The sequence below is a fragment of the Tateyamaria sp. genome (genome assembly GCF_039940735.1).
Lineage (GTDB): Bacteria > Pseudomonadota > Alphaproteobacteria > Rhodobacterales > Rhodobacteraceae > Tateyamaria.
In genome coordinates, this window is record NZ_JBDVGB010000056.1 from 14,663 (window position 1) to 31,010 (window position 16,348).

Annotated in this window: 15 protein-coding genes; 10 read left to right on the plus strand and 5 right to left on the minus strand. The window is 53.9% G+C overall.

Features of this window, described 5'->3' with window-relative positions:
- The first annotated feature begins 11 nt into the window (after positions 1 to 11).
- From ABJF76_RS12260 to ABJF76_RS12285, 6 genes are all read left to right on the plus strand, one after another.
- A complete protein-coding gene (locus ABJF76_RS12260) occupies positions 12 to 182 on the plus strand; it encodes a hypothetical protein (protein ID WP_413820508.1) in 171 nt (56 codons plus the stop codon).
- 158 nt (positions 183 to 340) lie between these two features.
- Positions 341 to 1,489: an aminomethyltransferase family protein gene (locus ABJF76_RS12265; RefSeq protein ID WP_413820509.1), complete on the plus strand. Its 1,149-nt coding sequence runs from the start codon at positions 341 to 343 to the stop codon at positions 1,487 to 1,489.
- 54 nt (positions 1,490 to 1,543) lie between these two features.
- The gene (locus ABJF76_RS12270) at positions 1,544 to 2,140 is read left to right on the plus strand and encodes a dimethylamine monooxygenase subunit DmmA family protein (RefSeq protein WP_413820510.1); all 597 of its coding nucleotides are present in this window, start codon (positions 1,544 to 1,546) and stop codon (positions 2,138 to 2,140) included.
- Complete coding sequence (locus tag ABJF76_RS12275) at positions 2,137 to 3,099, plus strand: PDR/VanB family oxidoreductase (RefSeq protein WP_413820511.1); 963 nt, start codon at positions 2,137 to 2,139, stop codon at positions 3,097 to 3,099. Before ABJF76_RS12270 ends, ABJF76_RS12275 begins: the two co-directional genes overlap by 4 nt.
- Positions 3,100 to 3,121: 22 nt before the next feature.
- Entirely contained in the window at positions 3,122 to 4,189 is a 1,068-nt protein-coding gene (locus ABJF76_RS12280) for a heme-dependent oxidative N-demethylase family protein (RefSeq protein WP_413820512.1), read from the plus strand.
- A gap of 12 nt (positions 4,190 to 4,201) precedes the next feature.
- A complete protein-coding gene (locus tag ABJF76_RS12285) occupies positions 4,202 to 4,921 on the plus strand; it encodes a DUF1194 domain-containing protein (RefSeq protein ID WP_413820513.1) in 720 nt (239 codons plus the stop codon).
- Here ABJF76_RS12285 and ABJF76_RS12290 read toward each other — a convergent pair.
- Positions 4,918 to 5,574 (minus strand): helix-turn-helix domain-containing protein, encoded by a 657-nt coding sequence (locus ABJF76_RS12290; protein WP_413820514.1) that lies wholly within the window; start codon positions 5,572 to 5,574, stop codon positions 4,918 to 4,920. The genes ABJF76_RS12285 and ABJF76_RS12290 overlap by 4 nt on opposite strands.
- A gap of 98 nt (positions 5,575 to 5,672) precedes the next feature.
- Between ABJF76_RS12290 and ABJF76_RS12295 the strand changes: the two genes are divergently transcribed.
- Positions 5,673 to 6,674, plus strand: a complete 1,002-nt coding sequence (locus ABJF76_RS12295) for a GlxA family transcriptional regulator (RefSeq protein ID WP_413822580.1) — start codon at positions 5,673 to 5,675, stop codon at positions 6,672 to 6,674.
- Here ABJF76_RS12295 and ABJF76_RS12300 read toward each other — a convergent pair.
- Genes ABJF76_RS12300 through ABJF76_RS12315 form a run of 4 tightly spaced genes read right to left on the minus strand, consistent with a single transcriptional unit; the run spans position 6,671 to position 11,714 of the window.
- Positions 6,671 to 7,234, minus strand: a complete 564-nt coding sequence (locus ABJF76_RS12300; protein ID WP_413820516.1) for a sarcosine oxidase subunit gamma — start codon at positions 7,232 to 7,234, stop codon at positions 6,671 to 6,673. The genes ABJF76_RS12295 and ABJF76_RS12300 overlap by 4 nt on opposite strands.
- Positions 7,227 to 10,166 (minus strand): sarcosine oxidase subunit alpha family protein, encoded by a 2,940-nt coding sequence (locus ABJF76_RS12305; protein WP_413820517.1) that lies wholly within the window; start codon positions 10,164 to 10,166, stop codon positions 7,227 to 7,229. Before ABJF76_RS12305 ends, ABJF76_RS12300 begins: the two co-directional genes overlap by 8 nt.
- On the minus strand, positions 10,163 to 10,450 hold the full coding sequence (locus tag ABJF76_RS12310; RefSeq protein WP_413820518.1) for a sarcosine oxidase subunit delta: 288 nt from the start codon (positions 10,448 to 10,450) through the stop codon (positions 10,163 to 10,165). The genes ABJF76_RS12305 and ABJF76_RS12310 overlap by 4 nt, the downstream gene beginning before the upstream one ends.
- Before the next feature lie 13 nt (positions 10,451 to 10,463).
- A complete protein-coding gene (locus ABJF76_RS12315; RefSeq protein ID WP_413820519.1) occupies positions 10,464 to 11,714 on the minus strand; it encodes a sarcosine oxidase subunit beta family protein in 1,251 nt (416 codons plus the stop codon).
- Between the two features lie 270 nt (positions 11,715 to 11,984).
- Between ABJF76_RS12315 and ABJF76_RS12320 the strand changes: the two genes are divergently transcribed.
- The 3 genes from ABJF76_RS12320 to ABJF76_RS12330 all read left to right on the plus strand — a co-directional run bounded on the left by ABJF76_RS12320 (position 11,985) and on the right by ABJF76_RS12330 (position 15,994).
- A complete protein-coding gene (locus ABJF76_RS12320; RefSeq protein WP_413820520.1) occupies positions 11,985 to 12,926 on the plus strand; it encodes an ABC transporter substrate-binding protein in 942 nt (313 codons plus the stop codon).
- A gap of 72 nt (positions 12,927 to 12,998) precedes the next feature.
- On the plus strand, positions 12,999 to 14,021 hold the full coding sequence (locus ABJF76_RS12325; protein WP_413820521.1) for a quaternary amine ABC transporter ATP-binding protein: 1,023 nt from the start codon (positions 12,999 to 13,001) through the stop codon (positions 14,019 to 14,021).
- Positions 14,018 to 15,994 (plus strand): ABC transporter permease, encoded by a 1,977-nt coding sequence (locus tag ABJF76_RS12330; protein ID WP_413820522.1) that lies wholly within the window; start codon positions 14,018 to 14,020, stop codon positions 15,992 to 15,994. Before ABJF76_RS12325 ends, ABJF76_RS12330 begins: the two co-directional genes overlap by 4 nt.
- Positions 15,995 to 16,348 lie beyond the last annotated feature (354 nt).

The following is a 16,348-nucleotide window of genomic DNA, read 5'->3' on the forward strand; positions in this document are numbered from 1 at the left end:
AGGAGAAAATCATGTTTCCATATGATGAAGCAAGCTGGTCTGTTGTTGATGGTGCGATGTTTATGGGTTGGGGCGGCGCATTGCCCGGTCTCACCACATTTATCGCGGCGGTCATCTGTGTCGTTGTCCTTGTGATCGGCCAACGATCCGAAACAGAAAAGGCAAAAGCCTTCGACAAATAAGTGATCGTTAATCTGATCAATGGGGCCGCCAACAGGTGGCCCCTTTTTGCCAAGAATTGCCTGCTAGGAAAAAAAGTTGCATGACATTGTTGCTTTTTGAAGTGGCCTGAGGCTGAATACACTTCAACGATGACAGAGTCGAAAACAGGGGATTATCAATGGCCATTCTATGGAGAGCGTCAGCGCTTGCACACCGTCACACCGAGATCGGCGGAGAGTTGGAAGATTGGAACGGTATGGGCACGGCGTGGTTTTACGACCAAACGCCTGAACGCGCCAAAGCGGATTACGAAGCCGTACGGACCAAGGCCGGGCTTATGGACGTGTCTGGCCTAAAAAAGGTCCATGTCGTCGGCGCTGATGCGGCCTATGTCATCGACCGCGTGACCACACGCAACGTTGAAAAGATCGCACCGGGCCGGTCGACATATGCGTCCATGTTGAATTCCGAAGGCAAGTTCATCGATGACTGCATCATCTATCACATCGCGGTAAACTCGTGGCTGGTTGTGCATGGTACAGGCACTGGCATGGAACAACTGGCAGCTGCGGCGGCTGGCAAAAACTGTGAAATCCTGTTTGACGATGATCTGCACGACATGTCGTTGCAGGGGCCTGTGTCGGTTGACCTGTTGGCCAAAGAAATTCCGGCGATCCGCGATCTTGCATATTTTGGCCTGATGCAAACGCGCCTTTATGGTCGCGACGTTATGATTTCGCGCACTGGCTACACCGGTGAGCGTGGATACGAGATTTTCTGCCGCGCCAAAGACGCAACCCACCTTTGGGACAGCATTCTAGACGCAGGCAAGGACATGGGCGTGCGCCCGGTTCAGTTCTCGACACTCGATATGCTACGGATCGAAAGCTATTTGCTGTTTTACCCCGGCGACAACTCCGAAACCTTCCCGTTCGCGGATGAAACCTGTGGCGATACGTTATGGGAACTGGGCCTTGATTTCACAGTGTCCCCCGGCAAAGAAGGTTTTGTGGGGTCCGAAAACCACTATGCTTCCAAGGGCAAAGAACGGTTCAAGATCTACGGCGTGAAGCTAAGCGACAGCATGGATCAGATGGAGATGTTTGCCCGCGTTCTGCACGATGGCAAGGATGTCGGTGTGATCACTTATGGCCTGTCGTCCGAGTTAAACAACTACAGCGTTGCGATCGCGCGTCTTGACCCATCGGTTGCCAAACCGGGCACCAAGTTGGTGGTCAAGCAACCGGACGGAACCGAACTGGCCGCGACGGCAGAAGAAATGCCATTCTATGACCAAGACAAGAAAATCCGTACCGCTAAGGGCTGATTGACTTGGGTGCGGGATTTGGTCCCGCACCCTTTTGCTATTCAAAGGACTGAGATGTCGAAATTCACGTTTCCCGAAAGTATCAGAAGCCGCCCGGTTTATGGCACGTTGAGCGTGCGTGACGGGTCGGCGCATTTGTTGGTTGCCGATGCCCACGGGGCCGAGGCGATCTTGGATGTGGCGACGCCGGACATGATGGCGAAAGCGCACATTATTTACATTTCCAAGGGCGAAGCGTTTGAAGATAAACTGCGCGCCTTGAACCCTGCGTCGTTCTATTCTGGGCCAACATATGGGGCAGCAGAGTCGCGACTGCGCAAAGCGTTAGAAGATGCCAAAATGGGGTTGCAGGTCTATTTGGCAGGCACCGAAGGGCTGATGGGGCAGGCGCAAAACGCGGCCATGGCCGCCGGTATCCCACACACAGCTATTCAGACCGAACACCGCGGCAGCGTGGCGCGCCGGATGCAGTGCGTGCATTGCAAGGGCATCACCGAAGACGTGGAAACGGATCCGTTTGTGTGTGCCCATTGCGGGCTGAACCTGTTTGTGCGCGATCACTATTCACGTCGTCTTGCGGCCTATCAAGGGGTGTGCATTGATGCTGAGGATCCAGGAAACGTGCCAGCATCCAAGGGGATTTACGAATGAGTGGCGCTGAAAAGATTGCTGTGACGGTTACGGATATTGTGCCGCTCAACGCGCTGGTGACCCGGTTCGAATTCAAGCGAACGGATGGTGATTTGCTGCCCACCTTTTCGGGCGGTGCCCACACCGTAGTGGAAATGAAGGACGGCGCACTCACGCGGCTGAACCCCTATTCCCTGATGTCGGACCCGATGGATCAAACGCATTACACCATTTCCGTACGTCGTGACGACGAAGGGCGAGGTGGGTCGCTGTTTATGCATAACAATGTCGCAGTCGGGGACGAGATGGTGATCTCTTATCCGGTTAACCTGTTCAGCCTTGATCTGCGCGCCAAAAAGCACCTGTTTGTTGCTGGTGGTATTGGGATCACGCCGTTTCTTGCGCAAATCAAACAGCTTGAACGGTTCAACGGCAACTGGGATTTGCACTATGCGTGTCGGTCCGAAAGCCTGGGGTCTTATGTGGATGAGTTGACCAACCACCACCCCAATGAAACGCATGTCTATTATGATGATCAGGATCAAACGATTGATCTGGTGAACCTTCTCGATGGGCAACCTTTAGGAACGCATGTCTATGTATGTGGCCCGAAGGGCATGATCGATTGGGTGCGCAAGACTGCGGCAGACGAAGGGTGGCCGCGCGAGGCGATCCACTACGAAGAATTCCTTGCACCCCAACCGGGCAAGCCGTTCGAGGTTAAACTGGCCGTGTCAAACAAAGTCATCCAAGTCGGTGAACAAGAAAGCCTGCTGGAAGCGATAGAACGCGCAGGTGTCGACGCACCCTATCTATGCCGGGGCGGGGCTTGCGGGCAGTGTGAAACGTCAGTGATCGATTACACGGGCAACTTCATTCACCGCGATCACTGGTTGGACGATGACGAACATAAAGGTGGTCAAAAGATCATGCCCTGTGTCAGCCGCTTTGAAGGCAAAACACTGGTTTTGGACCGCTAACGCGGCGGACGGAGAGACAACAATGACACTTCAATTCAACGACGAAACCTTCCGCGACGACTATTCCTTTTTCAACTCGGAACGCGCGATCAAACGGTTCCCCTTTCCGTTCCACGAAGACAGCTACATGTATTCGGTCAACATGGAACAGCACCGGGGTGGGCCAAAGGATTCCGTCTACGAAATGCGGTTTGATGTCGACGAACATTACGTCGCCGAGATGCGTGACCGGGCGATGGTTTTGGCCGACGACCCACTGCGTTGTCAATCATTGCCGCACATGACGCTTGCCGGATGGGACTTACTTGAACTGATCATGGTCTCGAAATCCGAAGACTATCCTGACCTGTTTGAGCTGCACCGCGATGGCAACAACTGGCGGTGGATTAACAAACCATTGGGCATCGACGACAGCTTTGTGTTTTTGGATGAAACCACGCTGCCATATGGCCCGATGGAATATATTACGCGTCAGGCGCAGGGCGACTTTTGTGTACTAGACCAACGGGATGACAATCTGTGGATGGATGCGGGTTGTGTGACCACGCAAGCGGATTGGTCGCTGGATTTTGACATTGGAATGAACTTTTTTGAGTGGCACGCACCTGTTCCGCTGGCCCATGAAAAAGGGATTTTTGTCCGCGCGTTGAAATTCCTGCTTAACATCCAACAAGGCGCACCTGCGCGGCGGTTGAACTGGACCATGACAGTGAATCCACTGTTGGACACTAGCCCCGAGAACTACCACAAATGGGGCATTCAAAAGACAACACTGACCCCTGAAAACTTGGGCTCAAAACAGCACTTGCGGGTTGAATTGCAGACCTTCTTTCGTTTGCCACGATCCAATGCGTTGGTGTTCCCGATCCGCTGCTATTTGTGCAGCTTTCAAGATATTATGACTGTGCCAAAATGGGGGCGCCGTTTGCACCGCGTTGTGCGTGACCTTCCGGTTGAGCTGGCTACCTATAAAGGGTTTATCGACAACCGGCCCATGATGTTGGACTATCTCGAAGCCTTTGATGACGGATTGCCCACATCTCCCGGCATCTGGCCTGACCTAACGTCTGAACCACCACTCGCAAAATAAGATAGGATACATATGCGCACTTTCTTGACGACAGGAATGAGTGCGCTGTTGATTGTATTGGCTTTGGGTGGGGCTGCATTTGCGCAGTCGTGCCGCTTGGCCTTGGTTCTTGCACTTGATGTCTCGGGGTCTGTGGACGCTGCCGAATACACACAACAAGTGAATGGATTGGCAGCGGCCCTAGATCATCCGGATGTGCGCGCGCAGATATTGGATGGTTCGGGCTTACATGTGTCGTTGGCAGTGTACGAATGGAGTTCGCGCAACCATCAATATGTGATCCAGCCTTGGACAGCTTTGACCACAAACGGGGTGTTAGATGCGGCGATTGCACGAATCCGCGGGCATCAAAAGGTTCGTGCAGGATTGCGAACAGCAATGGGCACGTCTTTGTCGTTTGCAGCATCGCTTTTTAGGGCCCAATCGGACTGTTGGGTGAAAACGGTTGATGTGTCGGGGGACGGCAAAAACAATATCGGCATCACACCTGTCCAGCTTTACCAAAGTGGCGCTTTTGACGAGATCACGGTAAATGCGTTGGTTATTGGTGGAAGCGGGGCCAGCCAAGCGTCGGCGAAACATGATTTGCTGCGGTATTTCGAAACCGAAGTCATCCACGGCTCATCGTCGTTTGCGATGATCGCCCATGGATACGATGATTATGCCGACGCGATGCGCCGCAAATTGATCCGGGAATTGCAAGTGCCGGTGTTTGGCGCGTCCAAGTATTAACCGTCTTGCGGATAGCTGATGACCGACAAATAGCGGGCAGGCAGCGCAATCAGGTTTTCTGGACCGTGCGGGGCATCTGCGTCAAAGAATAACGTGTCGCCGGGTGTCAGGTTATAGACCTGATCACCGTGGCGATAATCAACTTCGCCTTCGAGCATATAGATCGTCTCGATTCCGGCGTGCTGAAACGTCGGAAAGACGTCAGCCTTGTCTGACAGTGTAATCAGATAGGGTTCAACAATCACGCCACTTGCGTTGGAACCGATATGTCCCAGCAGATTGTACTGATGATTGGCCCGCGTGCCTTCGCGTTCCAGTTCGACACCCGCGCCGGCTTTTGTATGGACCGCTGTGCGGGATTCTTCGAAACGGCGGAAAAAGGCGGTCAATGGAACGGACAGCGCGTTTGCAAGGCTTTGCAACGTCGTCAATGACGGCGAGGTGTTGCCGTTTTCGATCTTGGATAACATCCCGATTGAAATACCGGTGATCGCGGACAACTCGGCCACAGTGATTTCTTGCTTGCGGCGAAAGGCGCGCACTTCACGTCCTATGGCAACTTCAAGAACCTTTTCACGGTTTTCATCAACGCGGTGAGGATCCTGTTGCAAAAGAGTGTTGGCCATCTTCACATCCAAATTTTCTACATTCATCGCATTACTGCTTTGTTTCAGACTGACAAGTAGACGGTTCAATTTTTTTACTATCCCGTCACTAGTATAGCACCGAATTTTCCTAGTAGGATAAAATTATGCATGCTCGTAAAGAAAGACATATTGGATTTCTAATTTTCCCTGGCTTCCCGATGGCTTGCCTGACTTCGATGATCGAACCTTTGCGCGCAGCAAATGAGATTGCGGGCGAGGACATTTTTCGTTGGACGTTGATTTCAGAGGATGGGGGCAGAATTGAAGCCAGTGCGCGGGTCGGTTTCGACCCTGATGTTGCGCTTGCAGATGTTGATGATGCCGAGCAAGTGTTTTTGCTCAGCAGCCCGTCCTCTCTTTTTCAAAACCCCGAGCGTTCAAATGGAAAATTGCGCAAGCTGGCCCGGCACGGTGTCACGATCGGTGCAATCAGCGGTGGTGTATTTCCGTTGGCAAGGTCGGGCCTTCTTGAAGAACAAACAGCATCTGTTCATTGGTGCTATGAGGCGGCATTTGCCGAGGAATTTCCGCATCTCGCAACCTCAAGCGATGTCATCACTTTTGACAATCGCAGGGTTACAGCGTCGGGTTCTGCCGCTGCATTTGATGTGTCATTGCATCTGATTGAACAGGCATTTGGTGCGGATGTCGCAACAGAAGTGGCGTGTTGGTTCCAACATCCATTTGTGCGCGGGCAGGGGGTGCTGCAACGTACGCCCACCTTTGCCGCAGAAAGCACCAGTGACATGTTGCCGCCCGTGGTTCGTGATGCGGTCGCGATGTTCGCCAGCCACCTTGAGGATCCGTTGAATATCGCAGATGTGGCGCAAGAGGTCGGTGTGTCTGTACGTCAATTGGAGCGGCTGTTCCAAAAGTCGACCGGCAGTTCGCCGCTGGTCTATTACAAGTCGCTGCGCATGCACAAAGCCCGTCAGTTGTTGCTTTACGGGACGCAGACACTTGCCGAAATCGCCGCCGCCGTTGGGTATTCAACCTCAACCACACTGACCAAGACATACAAAGAGGTTTTTGGCATCCTCCCCAAAGAAGAGCGCAGCAAAATCAACATGTTTCGTGTGCGCGAAGGCATTCGCGCCTCAGATTAGGCTGTCGATTGCGCCGCCGTCAAAAGCGCGTGATGCAGTGTGGCGGCCGAGGCGCGGGGGCCAAGGATACGCAAGTGATGTTCGTCGACGCGGCGGATGACAAAACAACCAAGCTGATGGATCACAGTGCGCTGCGCATCCCCTGCTTGTAACTTGCGGATTGGTACAGCGCACAGTCGTTCAACCACATCGGCCATGCCCGACCCGGTCAGATCAAAGCACACCCATGCCCCTGTCTGTTCGGTCACGGATGCCGTGTCGCCAAACCGCTGTTTGAGGTCATCGGCCAACAAGTCATGCGTCGTCTTTGGCGCGCCAATCATCCACTGATCCGGCCCCATCCAAAACCCGGCCTCTGGGTCATGCAGGACCGCGCGGCCGGGGGCAGGGACCGCCCCAAGCACGTTTTTCAACGTGGCGTGGCATTTCTTTTCATACCCCCTTCGTGCCGCCACTGAGGCCAACGCAACACCGTCGTTTTCCGCAATTGTGACATGGTCAAACGTGTCGACGCGGGGTTCTGACCCACCTAGGGCGGTGACTGGTTGCAGATCATGCACGAAGACGTCCTCCCTCGGGGTCGATAAAGTGGGCGCTGACAATTTCAACTTCGGTTTCCACTTGCGTCAGGGGGCTGACCAGCCGCATCCGTTCGCCCATGCGCTCGCTGCCGTTCTTAAGGAACCCAAGCGCAATGGCGTGGCCTAGATTGGGTGAATAACACGCCGATGTGGCGTAGCCTTGGTCGTGTGCGGCATCAATCGGCCCGGTCAGCGCCATCAAATGTGCGCCTGCCGGGACAGGGGCCTCGGGATCGACGGGTTTGATCCCGACTTGCCGAAGGTCATTTTCCATATTCAGGCCTTCACGTTCAGACAGGATTGATCCGATGCTGTCCTTTTTCTTGGACACCATGCGCCCCATTCCAAGGTTTTGTGCAGTCGTCGTGCCGTTTAATTCATTGCCCGCTGCGTGGCCTTTTTCGATGCGCATCACGCCAAGCGCCTCTGTCCCGTAAGGCGTAATGTCGTATTCCGCCCCAGCCTCCATGATCTTGCGCATCAGCGCGTCGCCATAGGCGGTTGGCACAGCGATTTCATAGGCTAGTTCGCCACTAAACGAGATGCGGAACAGGCGCGCGCGCAAGCCGCCGCACACAGTGATGTTCGCACAGGCCATAAAGGGAAAGGCCTCGTTCGACATGTCCTGATCGACGATCTTTTCCAATACACTGCGACTGTTTGGGCCAGCCACCGCATATTGCGCCCACGCTTCGGTTGTCGATATCAACTGCACGTCCAAGTCAGGGAACAGGCATTGGCGCCCAAATTCCATGTGCCGATAGACGGGTAGGGCGTTGGCGGTGGTGGTTGTGACCACAAAGTGGTCCTCGGCCAGTCGCGCGGCGGTTCCGTCATCCATGGCAATGCCATCTTCGCGCAGCATCAGCCCATAACGGGTCTTGCCAACAGAAAGCTTGGCAAAGCCGTTGCAGTAAATCTTGTTGAGGAAGGTCGCGGCGTCAGTGCCTTGCACATCCACTTTGCCCAAGGTCGTCACATCACAAACCCCAACGGATTGCCGCGTCGCCAGAACTTCGCGGTCCACACTTTCGCGCCATGTTGTTTCACCGGCGCGTGGGAACCATTGCGCACGTAGCCAATTGCCGACTTCGACAAAGACCGCACCCTGTTCAGTCGCCCATTGGTGGCTGGGGGTCAGGCGTTTAGGGTGAAAATCTTGCCCCCGATGTCGTCCGCCAAAAGCGCCAATCGCAGTGGGCGTATAGGGCGGGCGAAAGATCGTCGTGCCAACTTCTGGAATGGATTTACCGGCCAGTTCAGCCATGATGGCAAGGCCACCCATGTTCGAGGTCTTGCCCTGATCGGTTGCCATGCCAAGCGTGGTATAGCGTTTCAAATGCTCGACCGACCGAAAGCCTTCTTGATGGCTAAGCTTGACGTCTTTGACGGTGACATCGTTTTGCTGATCCAGCCATGCGCGCGCGCACCCTTCGACATACCAAAAGGGTTTCAACGCAACGGGCGCGTCTTCGGCTGCTGGCAGATCAAAGTTGGGTGCTTTCAAATCCAGCGCGTCCATGGCTGCTGCACGGCCGCCGTTTAACGCACCAGCTGTAGATAAATCACCATTTGCAGCACCCGCGACGGTCATCCCAGCGGGCAGATCACCACCGGGCACAAAGGCGGCAAGGCCCTCGTTCCACGTTGGGCGACCGCGTTGATGGCAGGTCATATGCACATTGGGATTCCATCCTCCGGACAGGCCCAAAGCCCCACACTCCAAGACACGGGTAGATCCATCACCCAACCGAACATCTACAAAGGTCAGGCCAAGCCGACCTTTGGTATCAACGACCTCGCCGTGCAACACTTCGTAGTCCATGCTGCGCGGCGTATTTGGGCGCACATCGACAACGGCGGCGATCTTGACGCCCTTGGCGTGCAGGTCAGCAGCGGTGCGATGTCCGTCGTCATTGTTGGTGAAAATCGCGACACGTTTATCAGCCGTCACAGAAAACCGATTGGCGTAGGTACGTAGCGCGGCACCCAACATGATGCCCGGACGGTCGTTGTTTTCAAATGCAATCGGGCGTTCCGTTGCACCAGCGGCCAGCACGGTGCGTTTGGTATAGATGCGCCACAGGATTTGGCGCGGTTTTCCAGCGGCAGGTGTGTGGACATGATCGCTGATCCGCTCAACTGCGCCGTAAGTGCCGTGATCAAATGCGCCGATAATGGTTGTGCGCGACATCACGCGAACATTTGGCAGGCTTTCCAGTTCATTGACCGCAGCCCGCGCCCAATCTGAACCGCTTTGATCGCCAAGGCCAAATGTTTCGCTGTTCAAACGCCCACCCATACGGAAATCTTCATCCGCGAGGATCACATCAGCACCGGAACGCCCCGCCGTCAAAGCTGCGGCCAATCCAGCGGGTCCAGCCCCAATGATCAGCAGATCACAATGCAAGAAACCTTTGTCATACACATCAGGGTCATCCTGAAGCGACAATGATCCAAGACCCGCCGCATGGCGGATTATGGGTTCATACAGTTTTTCCCAGAACGCAGCGGGCCACATGAAGGTTTTATAATAAAACCCGGCCGTCAAAAAGTTCGAAAGCCGATCATTGATGGCGAGCAAATCAAACCGCAGCGATCCAAGCCGGTTTTGGCTTTTGGCAATCAACCCGTCATAAAGTTCGGCCGTGGTCGCGCGGGTGTTGGGTTCTTGGCGGTTGCCATCACGCAGTTCGACCAACGCATTGGGCTCTTCGGACCCCGCCGTTAGAACGCCACGGGGGCGGTGATATTTAAACGACCGCCCCATCAGACGTACGCCATTGGCTAGTAATGCCGATGCAAGCGTATCGCCGGCGTGGCCATGGTAGGTTTTGCCGTCAAAGGTAAAGGACTGTGTGACTTGGCGGTCGATTTGACCGCCGCTTGTGAACCGATTGACTTGGGTCATGTGCTGCGCCCCCGCTTGCGCGCCACATTGCGGGCAAGCTCAACTGATTTGATTTCATGCGTGACGGTGTTGCGCGTCACCACCAACCACGAACGGTCGCCCGCTTCGTGAAACCACAGCTCTTGGTGCCAACCTGTCGGATTGTCCCGCAGATAGCCGTATTCGTAAAAATCCTGCGCTGCTGTTTCGGACTGCCAATCGGGGCGGTCGATCAATTTGGCGTCGCCCAAATAGGTGAACTCGGAGGCGTCGCGCGGACCTAAAAGAGGATGTTCGATAATCATACTGTGCGTCCTCTCAATGCAAGTTGGGCTGATTGCCCATGCCTTTTTCGTCGATCATCAAACCCTTTTCGAAGCGGTCGAACCGATAGGCCGTAGCTGTGTGGTGAGGTGTGTCAGTGGCCAACAGATGGGCAAAGCTGAACCCGCTGGCTGGGGTGGCTTTGAACCCGCCGTAACACCAACCGCCGTTGAAATAGAGCCCGTCGATATGGGTGCGGTCGATGATGGGTGAGCCGTCCATCGACATGTCCATGATTCCGCCCCACATACGCAACAGTCGTGCGCGTCCAAAGGCGGGGAAGATCGCCATGCCGCCTTCGCAGACGTCTTCGACCGTCGGCAGGTTGCCGCGTTGTGCGTAAGAATTGTACCCATCGATATCGCCGCCAAAGACCAGCCCGCCTTTGTCAGATTGGCTGACATAGAAGTGACCAGCACCGAACGTCACGACACCGGGCAGCACGGGTTTTAACCCTTCCGAGACAAACGCCTGCAAGACGTGGCTTTCGATCGGCAAGCGCATCTCTGCTTTGGCCATCAGGCGGCCTGAAGACCCGGCAACCGCGCAGCCCACTTTGGTCGCTCCGATAAATCCGCGTGATGTTTCCACACCAAGGCATGTGCCATTTTCGATGCGAAACCCGGTCACTTCGCAATTCTGGATAATGTCCACGCCGTTGCTGTCCGCACCCCGTGCATAGCCCCAAGCAACGGCATCATGGCGCACGGTCCCGCCGCGATGCTGCGCCAAGCCACCTTTGATCGGAAAACGCGCATCCTCAGTGTTCAGAAACGGGTAACGCGCCTTGATCTGCTCGGTTGATAACATTTCGGCGTCCGCGCCATTCAGGATCATCGCGTTGCCTCGGCGTACAAAGGCGTCGCGCTGTGCGTCCGAGTGGATCAGGTTCAAGATCCCGCGTTGTGAGATCATCGCGTTGTAGTTCAGGTCCTGTTCCAAACCTTCCCAAAGTTTGAGAGAGAATTCGTAGAAGGGTTCATTTCCATCCAGCAAGTAGTTGGACCGAATGATCGTGGTGTTGCGCCCAACATTCCCACCGCCAATCCAACCTTTTTCAAGAACAGCAATGCGTTTTTGTTTGTACTGTTTGGCAAGATAGTACGCCGTCGCCAGACCGTGACCGCCGCCGCCGATGATGATGTAATCATAATGGCTTTGTGGCTCTGGATCACGCCACGCGGGCTGCCAGCCTTTGTGGCCGGTCAATGCCTCTTTGATGACTCTCAATCCAGAATAACGCATTCCGCGATCCTTTTTTGTTCATTTTGCCGAAGCTGAAGCCCTTGTGAAGTTCGGGATCAGACGCGGTTGCGTGCATTTGCGACAGATTATTGTGCAATCAAGTTTTTAGTACTGGCAAGAAAAAAACTTGATTGACAGGAATATCATGCGAAAGTGAAGGTAGATGCATACTATGGCGCACAGAATCGCTGAGTACACATTTGAAAGCCATCAAGGGCGACCAAGATGGCGTTGTTTCCAGTTTGGAAGCTAAAAATAGGGAGCTAAAAAATGAACAAATTTACGACTGCTTTGACGGCTGGGGTTTTGACCCTCGCGCCGTTGAGCGCTTTTGCGGCCGACAGCGATGATCCTATCGTGATTCCGATCCACAACTGGTCCAGCCAGATCGTTATGTCCAACGTGGTTGGTCAAATGCTTGAGCAAAACGGGAATGCTGTTGAATATGTGACGACCGATAGCCAAGCGGTATACGAGTCGGTTCGTCTTGGTGACGTCACGCTAGAGCTGGAAGTATGGGAAGGCGCCTTTGGCGCGTCGTTCCGCGCAGCTTTGGAAAAAGGTGGCATCGTTGATGTGGGCGACCACAACGCCGTGACACGCGAAGACTGGTGGTATCCAATGTGGACCAAAGACGCATGCCCTGGCCTTCCAAGCTGGGAAGCGCTGAATGACTGCGCCGCTTTGTTTGCAACTGCCGAGACAGGCGACAAAGGTCGTTATCTTGATGGCCCCGTTGATTGGCTGAAGCACGGTCAAGAACGTGTTGAAGCACTGGGCATGGACTTTGTTGTTGTGAACGCAGGTTCGGCTGCGGCTCTGTGGGCTGAAATCGGCTCTGCCGAAACAGACAAGCGTCCGGTTGTTGTGTTCAACTGGACACCAAACTTTGCAGAAGCTGTTTGGCCCGGTGAATTCGTTGAATTCCCAGAATGGGTTGATGGCTGTGACAAAGACCCAGCTGTTGGTCCGAACCCAGACGCGCTTTATGATTGCGGCAACCCTGCAACGGGTTACCTGAAAAAAGCGGCTTGGGATGGCATGGCTGACAAATGGCCAAGCGCATATTCTGTGTTGGAAAAAGTCAGCTTCACTAACCCACAGATTGCTGAAATGGCGAAACTGGTCGACATCGATGAGATGGAGCCTGAAGAAGCCGCCGAAGCTTGGTTGGCAGACAACAAAGATATCTGGGAAGCTTGGCTAAACTAAGCCATCCTAGATTAACTTTGGTTGATCCCCGTCCGGTTGCTCGGGCGGGGACACTTACCTGCAAGGAACGCTATGTCCTCCGATACTCCTGTCATTTCATGTAAAAACGTTTGGAAGGTTTTCGGAACCGACCCCAAGGGCTTTTTGAGCAGTATGCCAGAGGGCATGAGTTTTGATGAAATCCGCGAAGCCGGATATATCGCGGGCGTCAAAGACGTTTCCATCGATGTTCACAAAGGTGAAATGTTGGTGATCATGGGCCTGTCCGGCTCTGGCAAATCCACGTTGGTGCGTTGTTTTTCCCGTTTGCATGACATTACCGGCGGGACAATCACTGTTGAAGGGCAGGACATCATGTCCTTGTCCGAAAAAGAATTGATCGAACTGCGTCGTTCCAAAATGGGGATGGTGTTTCAGTCATTTGGACTGTTGCCGCATCGCAGTGTTCTGGAAAACGTCGCATTCCCTTTAGAAATGCGCGGCCAAGACAAGCATACCCGACGTGAACGCGCGTTGGAGGTTGTAAAGCTTGTCGGTTTAGAAGGGCGCGAAGACTATTTCCCGCGCGAATTGTCCGGTGGCCAGCAGCAGCGCGTTGGTATTGCGCGCAGTCTCGCCATCGAACCCGACATTTGGTTCTTGGATGAACCGTTCAGCGCGCTTGACCCATTGATCCGTAAAGAAATGCAGGATGAATTCCTGCGCTTGCAACAACTGTTGAACAAGACAATTGTCTTTATCACGCACGACTTTGACGAAGCGCTGCGCCTTGCGGATCGCATTGCCATCATGAAAGACGGCGCGGTCGAGCAGTGCGACACCCCGGATCAAATCGTGCTGCACCCAGCGACTGAATATGTGCGCAAATTCACCGAAGACATCGACAAAGCACGTGTGGTGCATGCAGGCGTGTTGGCGCAAAAAGGCGCGACCGGAGAGGGCGAACCGTTGGATGCGATGACAACTGTGCATGACATGGCGCGCATGCTGGTCAACGATACGCGTGACATGATCCCCGTCAAACGTGGTGATGCGCTGATCGGGGCCATGCCGCGCAAGGACGCGTTGGATATCTTACTGGGCGCTGAAACATGAGCACAGAGACGACGACATTGCCAACCCAACTACGGGCGCTCAGCAATTCTCAGATTGCTTTGGGGCTGGTGGGCGCGGCGATTGTTCTGACATTGCTGCAATATCTGGGCGGCCTGCCTGAGTGGCTGCACCGGCTTCCCGAAGCGGTCATTCCGAATTTCGCGGTCTGGCTGGACGCTATCTTTAATTTTGTCAAAGATGACCTTGGCCTGCTCGCCTTTACACGATTTTTGACCGAGGGGCTTGAATGGCTGTTGGATTTCTCAGGCAACATTTTCTTTGGCAAGCGTCGTTTCCCCAATATCGGACCTATGCCGTGGACGGCTGTGGCCGCTGTTGCAGCTGTGATCGGGTACCATCTGGGCGGCTGGAAGTTGGCGTTGCTTGGCGGCGGCACGATGATTTGGACCGCGCTGATTGGCCAATGGGAAATCGCGATGCAAACGATGTCTGTATTGGCTATCGCTGCACCATTGGCCTTTGCCATCGGGTTGTCGCTGGGCATCGCTGCTTGGAAATACTCAAGGGTGGATCGGGTGATCAAACCCGTCCTATCAGTGCTGCAAACCTTGCCGTTCTTTACCTACCTGCTGCCCGCGGTGATCTTTTTCAAAGTCGGCCCGACGGCGGGTGCCGTTGCGACCACGATTTATGCAATTCCGCCGATGATCTTGATGACAACTTTGGGCCTTAAGAAAGTGTCGCCCGAAGTGATTGAAGCGGGCAAAATGAGCGGCTGTACCAAAGGTCAAATGCTGCGTCACGTTTATATCCCATCTGCGCGCACCGAGATCCTTGTCGGTGTGAACCAAGTCATCATGCTGTGTCTGGCGATGGTGGTTTTGACGGCCTTCATCGGGATGCCGGGATTGGGGGCCAAACTGCTCGCCATGATGGGCAGTTTCAAGCTGGGCCGATCCTTTGAAATCGGTATCACAATCGTTTTGTTGGCCGTGATGCTAGACCGGATGTCAAAAGCGTGGGTCATCAAACAACCCGAGCACTTTGAACGCGGCACACCCTATTGGAAACGTCACAGCATGTTGCTGCTTGGGGTCGCGTTGTTTGTTGGGTTCACCTTGTTGTCGCTGATCGTCCCGTTCCTTGCAGAAGTCGGGCGCGGGCAGGATTTCAGCCAAGGCAAAGAGCTCGATAATCTGATCAAGGGCTTTTTGAATATTGAATGGGTGAAGGCGACGACCAGTTTCTTGCGTGCCTTCCTAAACGTTCAAGTGTTAATCCCGTTTCGGAACTTTATGCTGTCGATCCCGACGCCTGCGTTTATCTTTCTGGTGGCTGCGTTTGCATTGGCTTTGGCCGGGCGACGCGAAGCGATCTTTGCGCTTGTGTTCTTTTCGTTGGTTGCCTTGTCTGGATGGTGGGATCGGGCAATTATCACGCTCTATTCCGTGATCTCTGCCGTAAGCCTTGCCGCCCTGATCGGTCTGCCTATTGGGATTTTGGCGTCGCGGTCGGGCAAATGGTCCGAGCGTGTGCTGTTGATCTGCGACACCGCACAAACCTTCCCAAGTTTTGTCTATCTGATCCCGGCGATTATGCTGTTTGGGATTACTGATATCGCGGTGATCTTTTCGATCCTGATCTTTGCGATGGTCCCGCTTACGCGCTACACAATCGAAGGTTTGCGCACAGTGCCCGAAGAGATGACCGAGGCGGCCGACATGTCCGGCGCAACCCGTATGCAAAAATTGTGGAGCGTTCAGTTGCCGCTCGCTTTGCCGACGATGGCGGTGGGGTTCAATCAGGCCATTATGTTTGCGTTCTTCATGGTTATTATTGCCGCCTTCATCGGAACTCAGGACCTTGGTCAAGAATTGCAACGCACTTTGGCAGGGACGGATTTAGGTAAGAATTTTGTTCTTGGTATCTGCGTTTCTTTAATGGCGCTGACTTTCGACTTAACAATCATGAAATGGGCATCTGATAAAAAGCGAACCTTAGGCCTTGAGTAATTGTTTTGGTTGAACCGCAAATTTCTACCTCATTACGAAATTATTCTAATCCGACTTAGGCATATAAGTCAGTTCTATTTCTTCGTGAGAAGAGCTGCTATAATAAAATATTGACCCTAGGTAAGAGACACCGACCCAAAAATTGCCTTATCTGTCAGCGCACTTTTTCCGCGCTACCAAACACCGGTTACCCTGGTTGTCTCGGCGTTGCAGTCATTCGCTGCGCCTTCCAGGAACGCACACAGTTCGGATTTTGTTGTCATTCATTCTTTGAAGCTCAATGATATCTTTTAGGAACTATCAATGTTTGCGTTTGTGATGTGACATGAAAATTACGGGATGCCAGTCGTCGCC

Coding starts and splice junctions, on each gene's coding strand:
- ABJF76_RS12260 (WP_413820508.1), top strand. CDS start 12: ATGTTTCCATATGATGAAGCAAGCTGGTCTGTTGTTGATGGTGCGATG.
- ABJF76_RS12265 (WP_413820509.1), top strand. CDS start 341: ATGGCCATTCTATGGAGAGCGTCAGCGCTTGCACACCGTCACACCGAG.
- ABJF76_RS12270 (WP_413820510.1), top strand. CDS start 1,544: ATGTCGAAATTCACGTTTCCCGAAAGTATCAGAAGCCGCCCGGTTTAT.
- ABJF76_RS12275 (WP_413820511.1), top strand. CDS start 2,137: ATGAGTGGCGCTGAAAAGATTGCTGTGACGGTTACGGATATTGTGCCG.
- ABJF76_RS12280 (WP_413820512.1), top strand. CDS start 3,122: ATGACACTTCAATTCAACGACGAAACCTTCCGCGACGACTATTCCTTT.
- ABJF76_RS12285 (WP_413820513.1), top strand. CDS start 4,202: ATGCGCACTTTCTTGACGACAGGAATGAGTGCGCTGTTGATTGTATTG.
- ABJF76_RS12290 (WP_413820514.1), bottom strand. CDS start 5,574: ATGAATGTAGAAAATTTGGATGTGAAGATGGCCAACACTCTTTTGCAA.
- ABJF76_RS12295 (WP_413822580.1), top strand. CDS start 5,673: ATGCATGCTCGTAAAGAAAGACATATTGGATTTCTAATTTTCCCTGGC.
- ABJF76_RS12305 (WP_413820517.1), bottom strand. CDS start 10,166: ATGACCCAAGTCAATCGGTTCACAAGCGGCGGTCAAATCGACCGCCAA.
- ABJF76_RS12310 (WP_413820518.1), bottom strand. CDS start 10,450: ATGATTATCGAACATCCTCTTTTAGGTCCGCGCGACGCCTCCGAGTTC.
- ABJF76_RS12315 (WP_413820519.1), bottom strand. CDS start 11,714: ATGCGTTATTCTGGATTGAGAGTCATCAAAGAGGCATTGACCGGCCAC.
- ABJF76_RS12320 (WP_413820520.1), top strand. CDS start 11,985: ATGAACAAATTTACGACTGCTTTGACGGCTGGGGTTTTGACCCTCGCG.
- ABJF76_RS12325 (WP_413820521.1), top strand. CDS start 12,999: ATGTCCTCCGATACTCCTGTCATTTCATGTAAAAACGTTTGGAAGGTT.
- ABJF76_RS12330 (WP_413820522.1), top strand. CDS start 14,018: ATGAGCACAGAGACGACGACATTGCCAACCCAACTACGGGCGCTCAGC.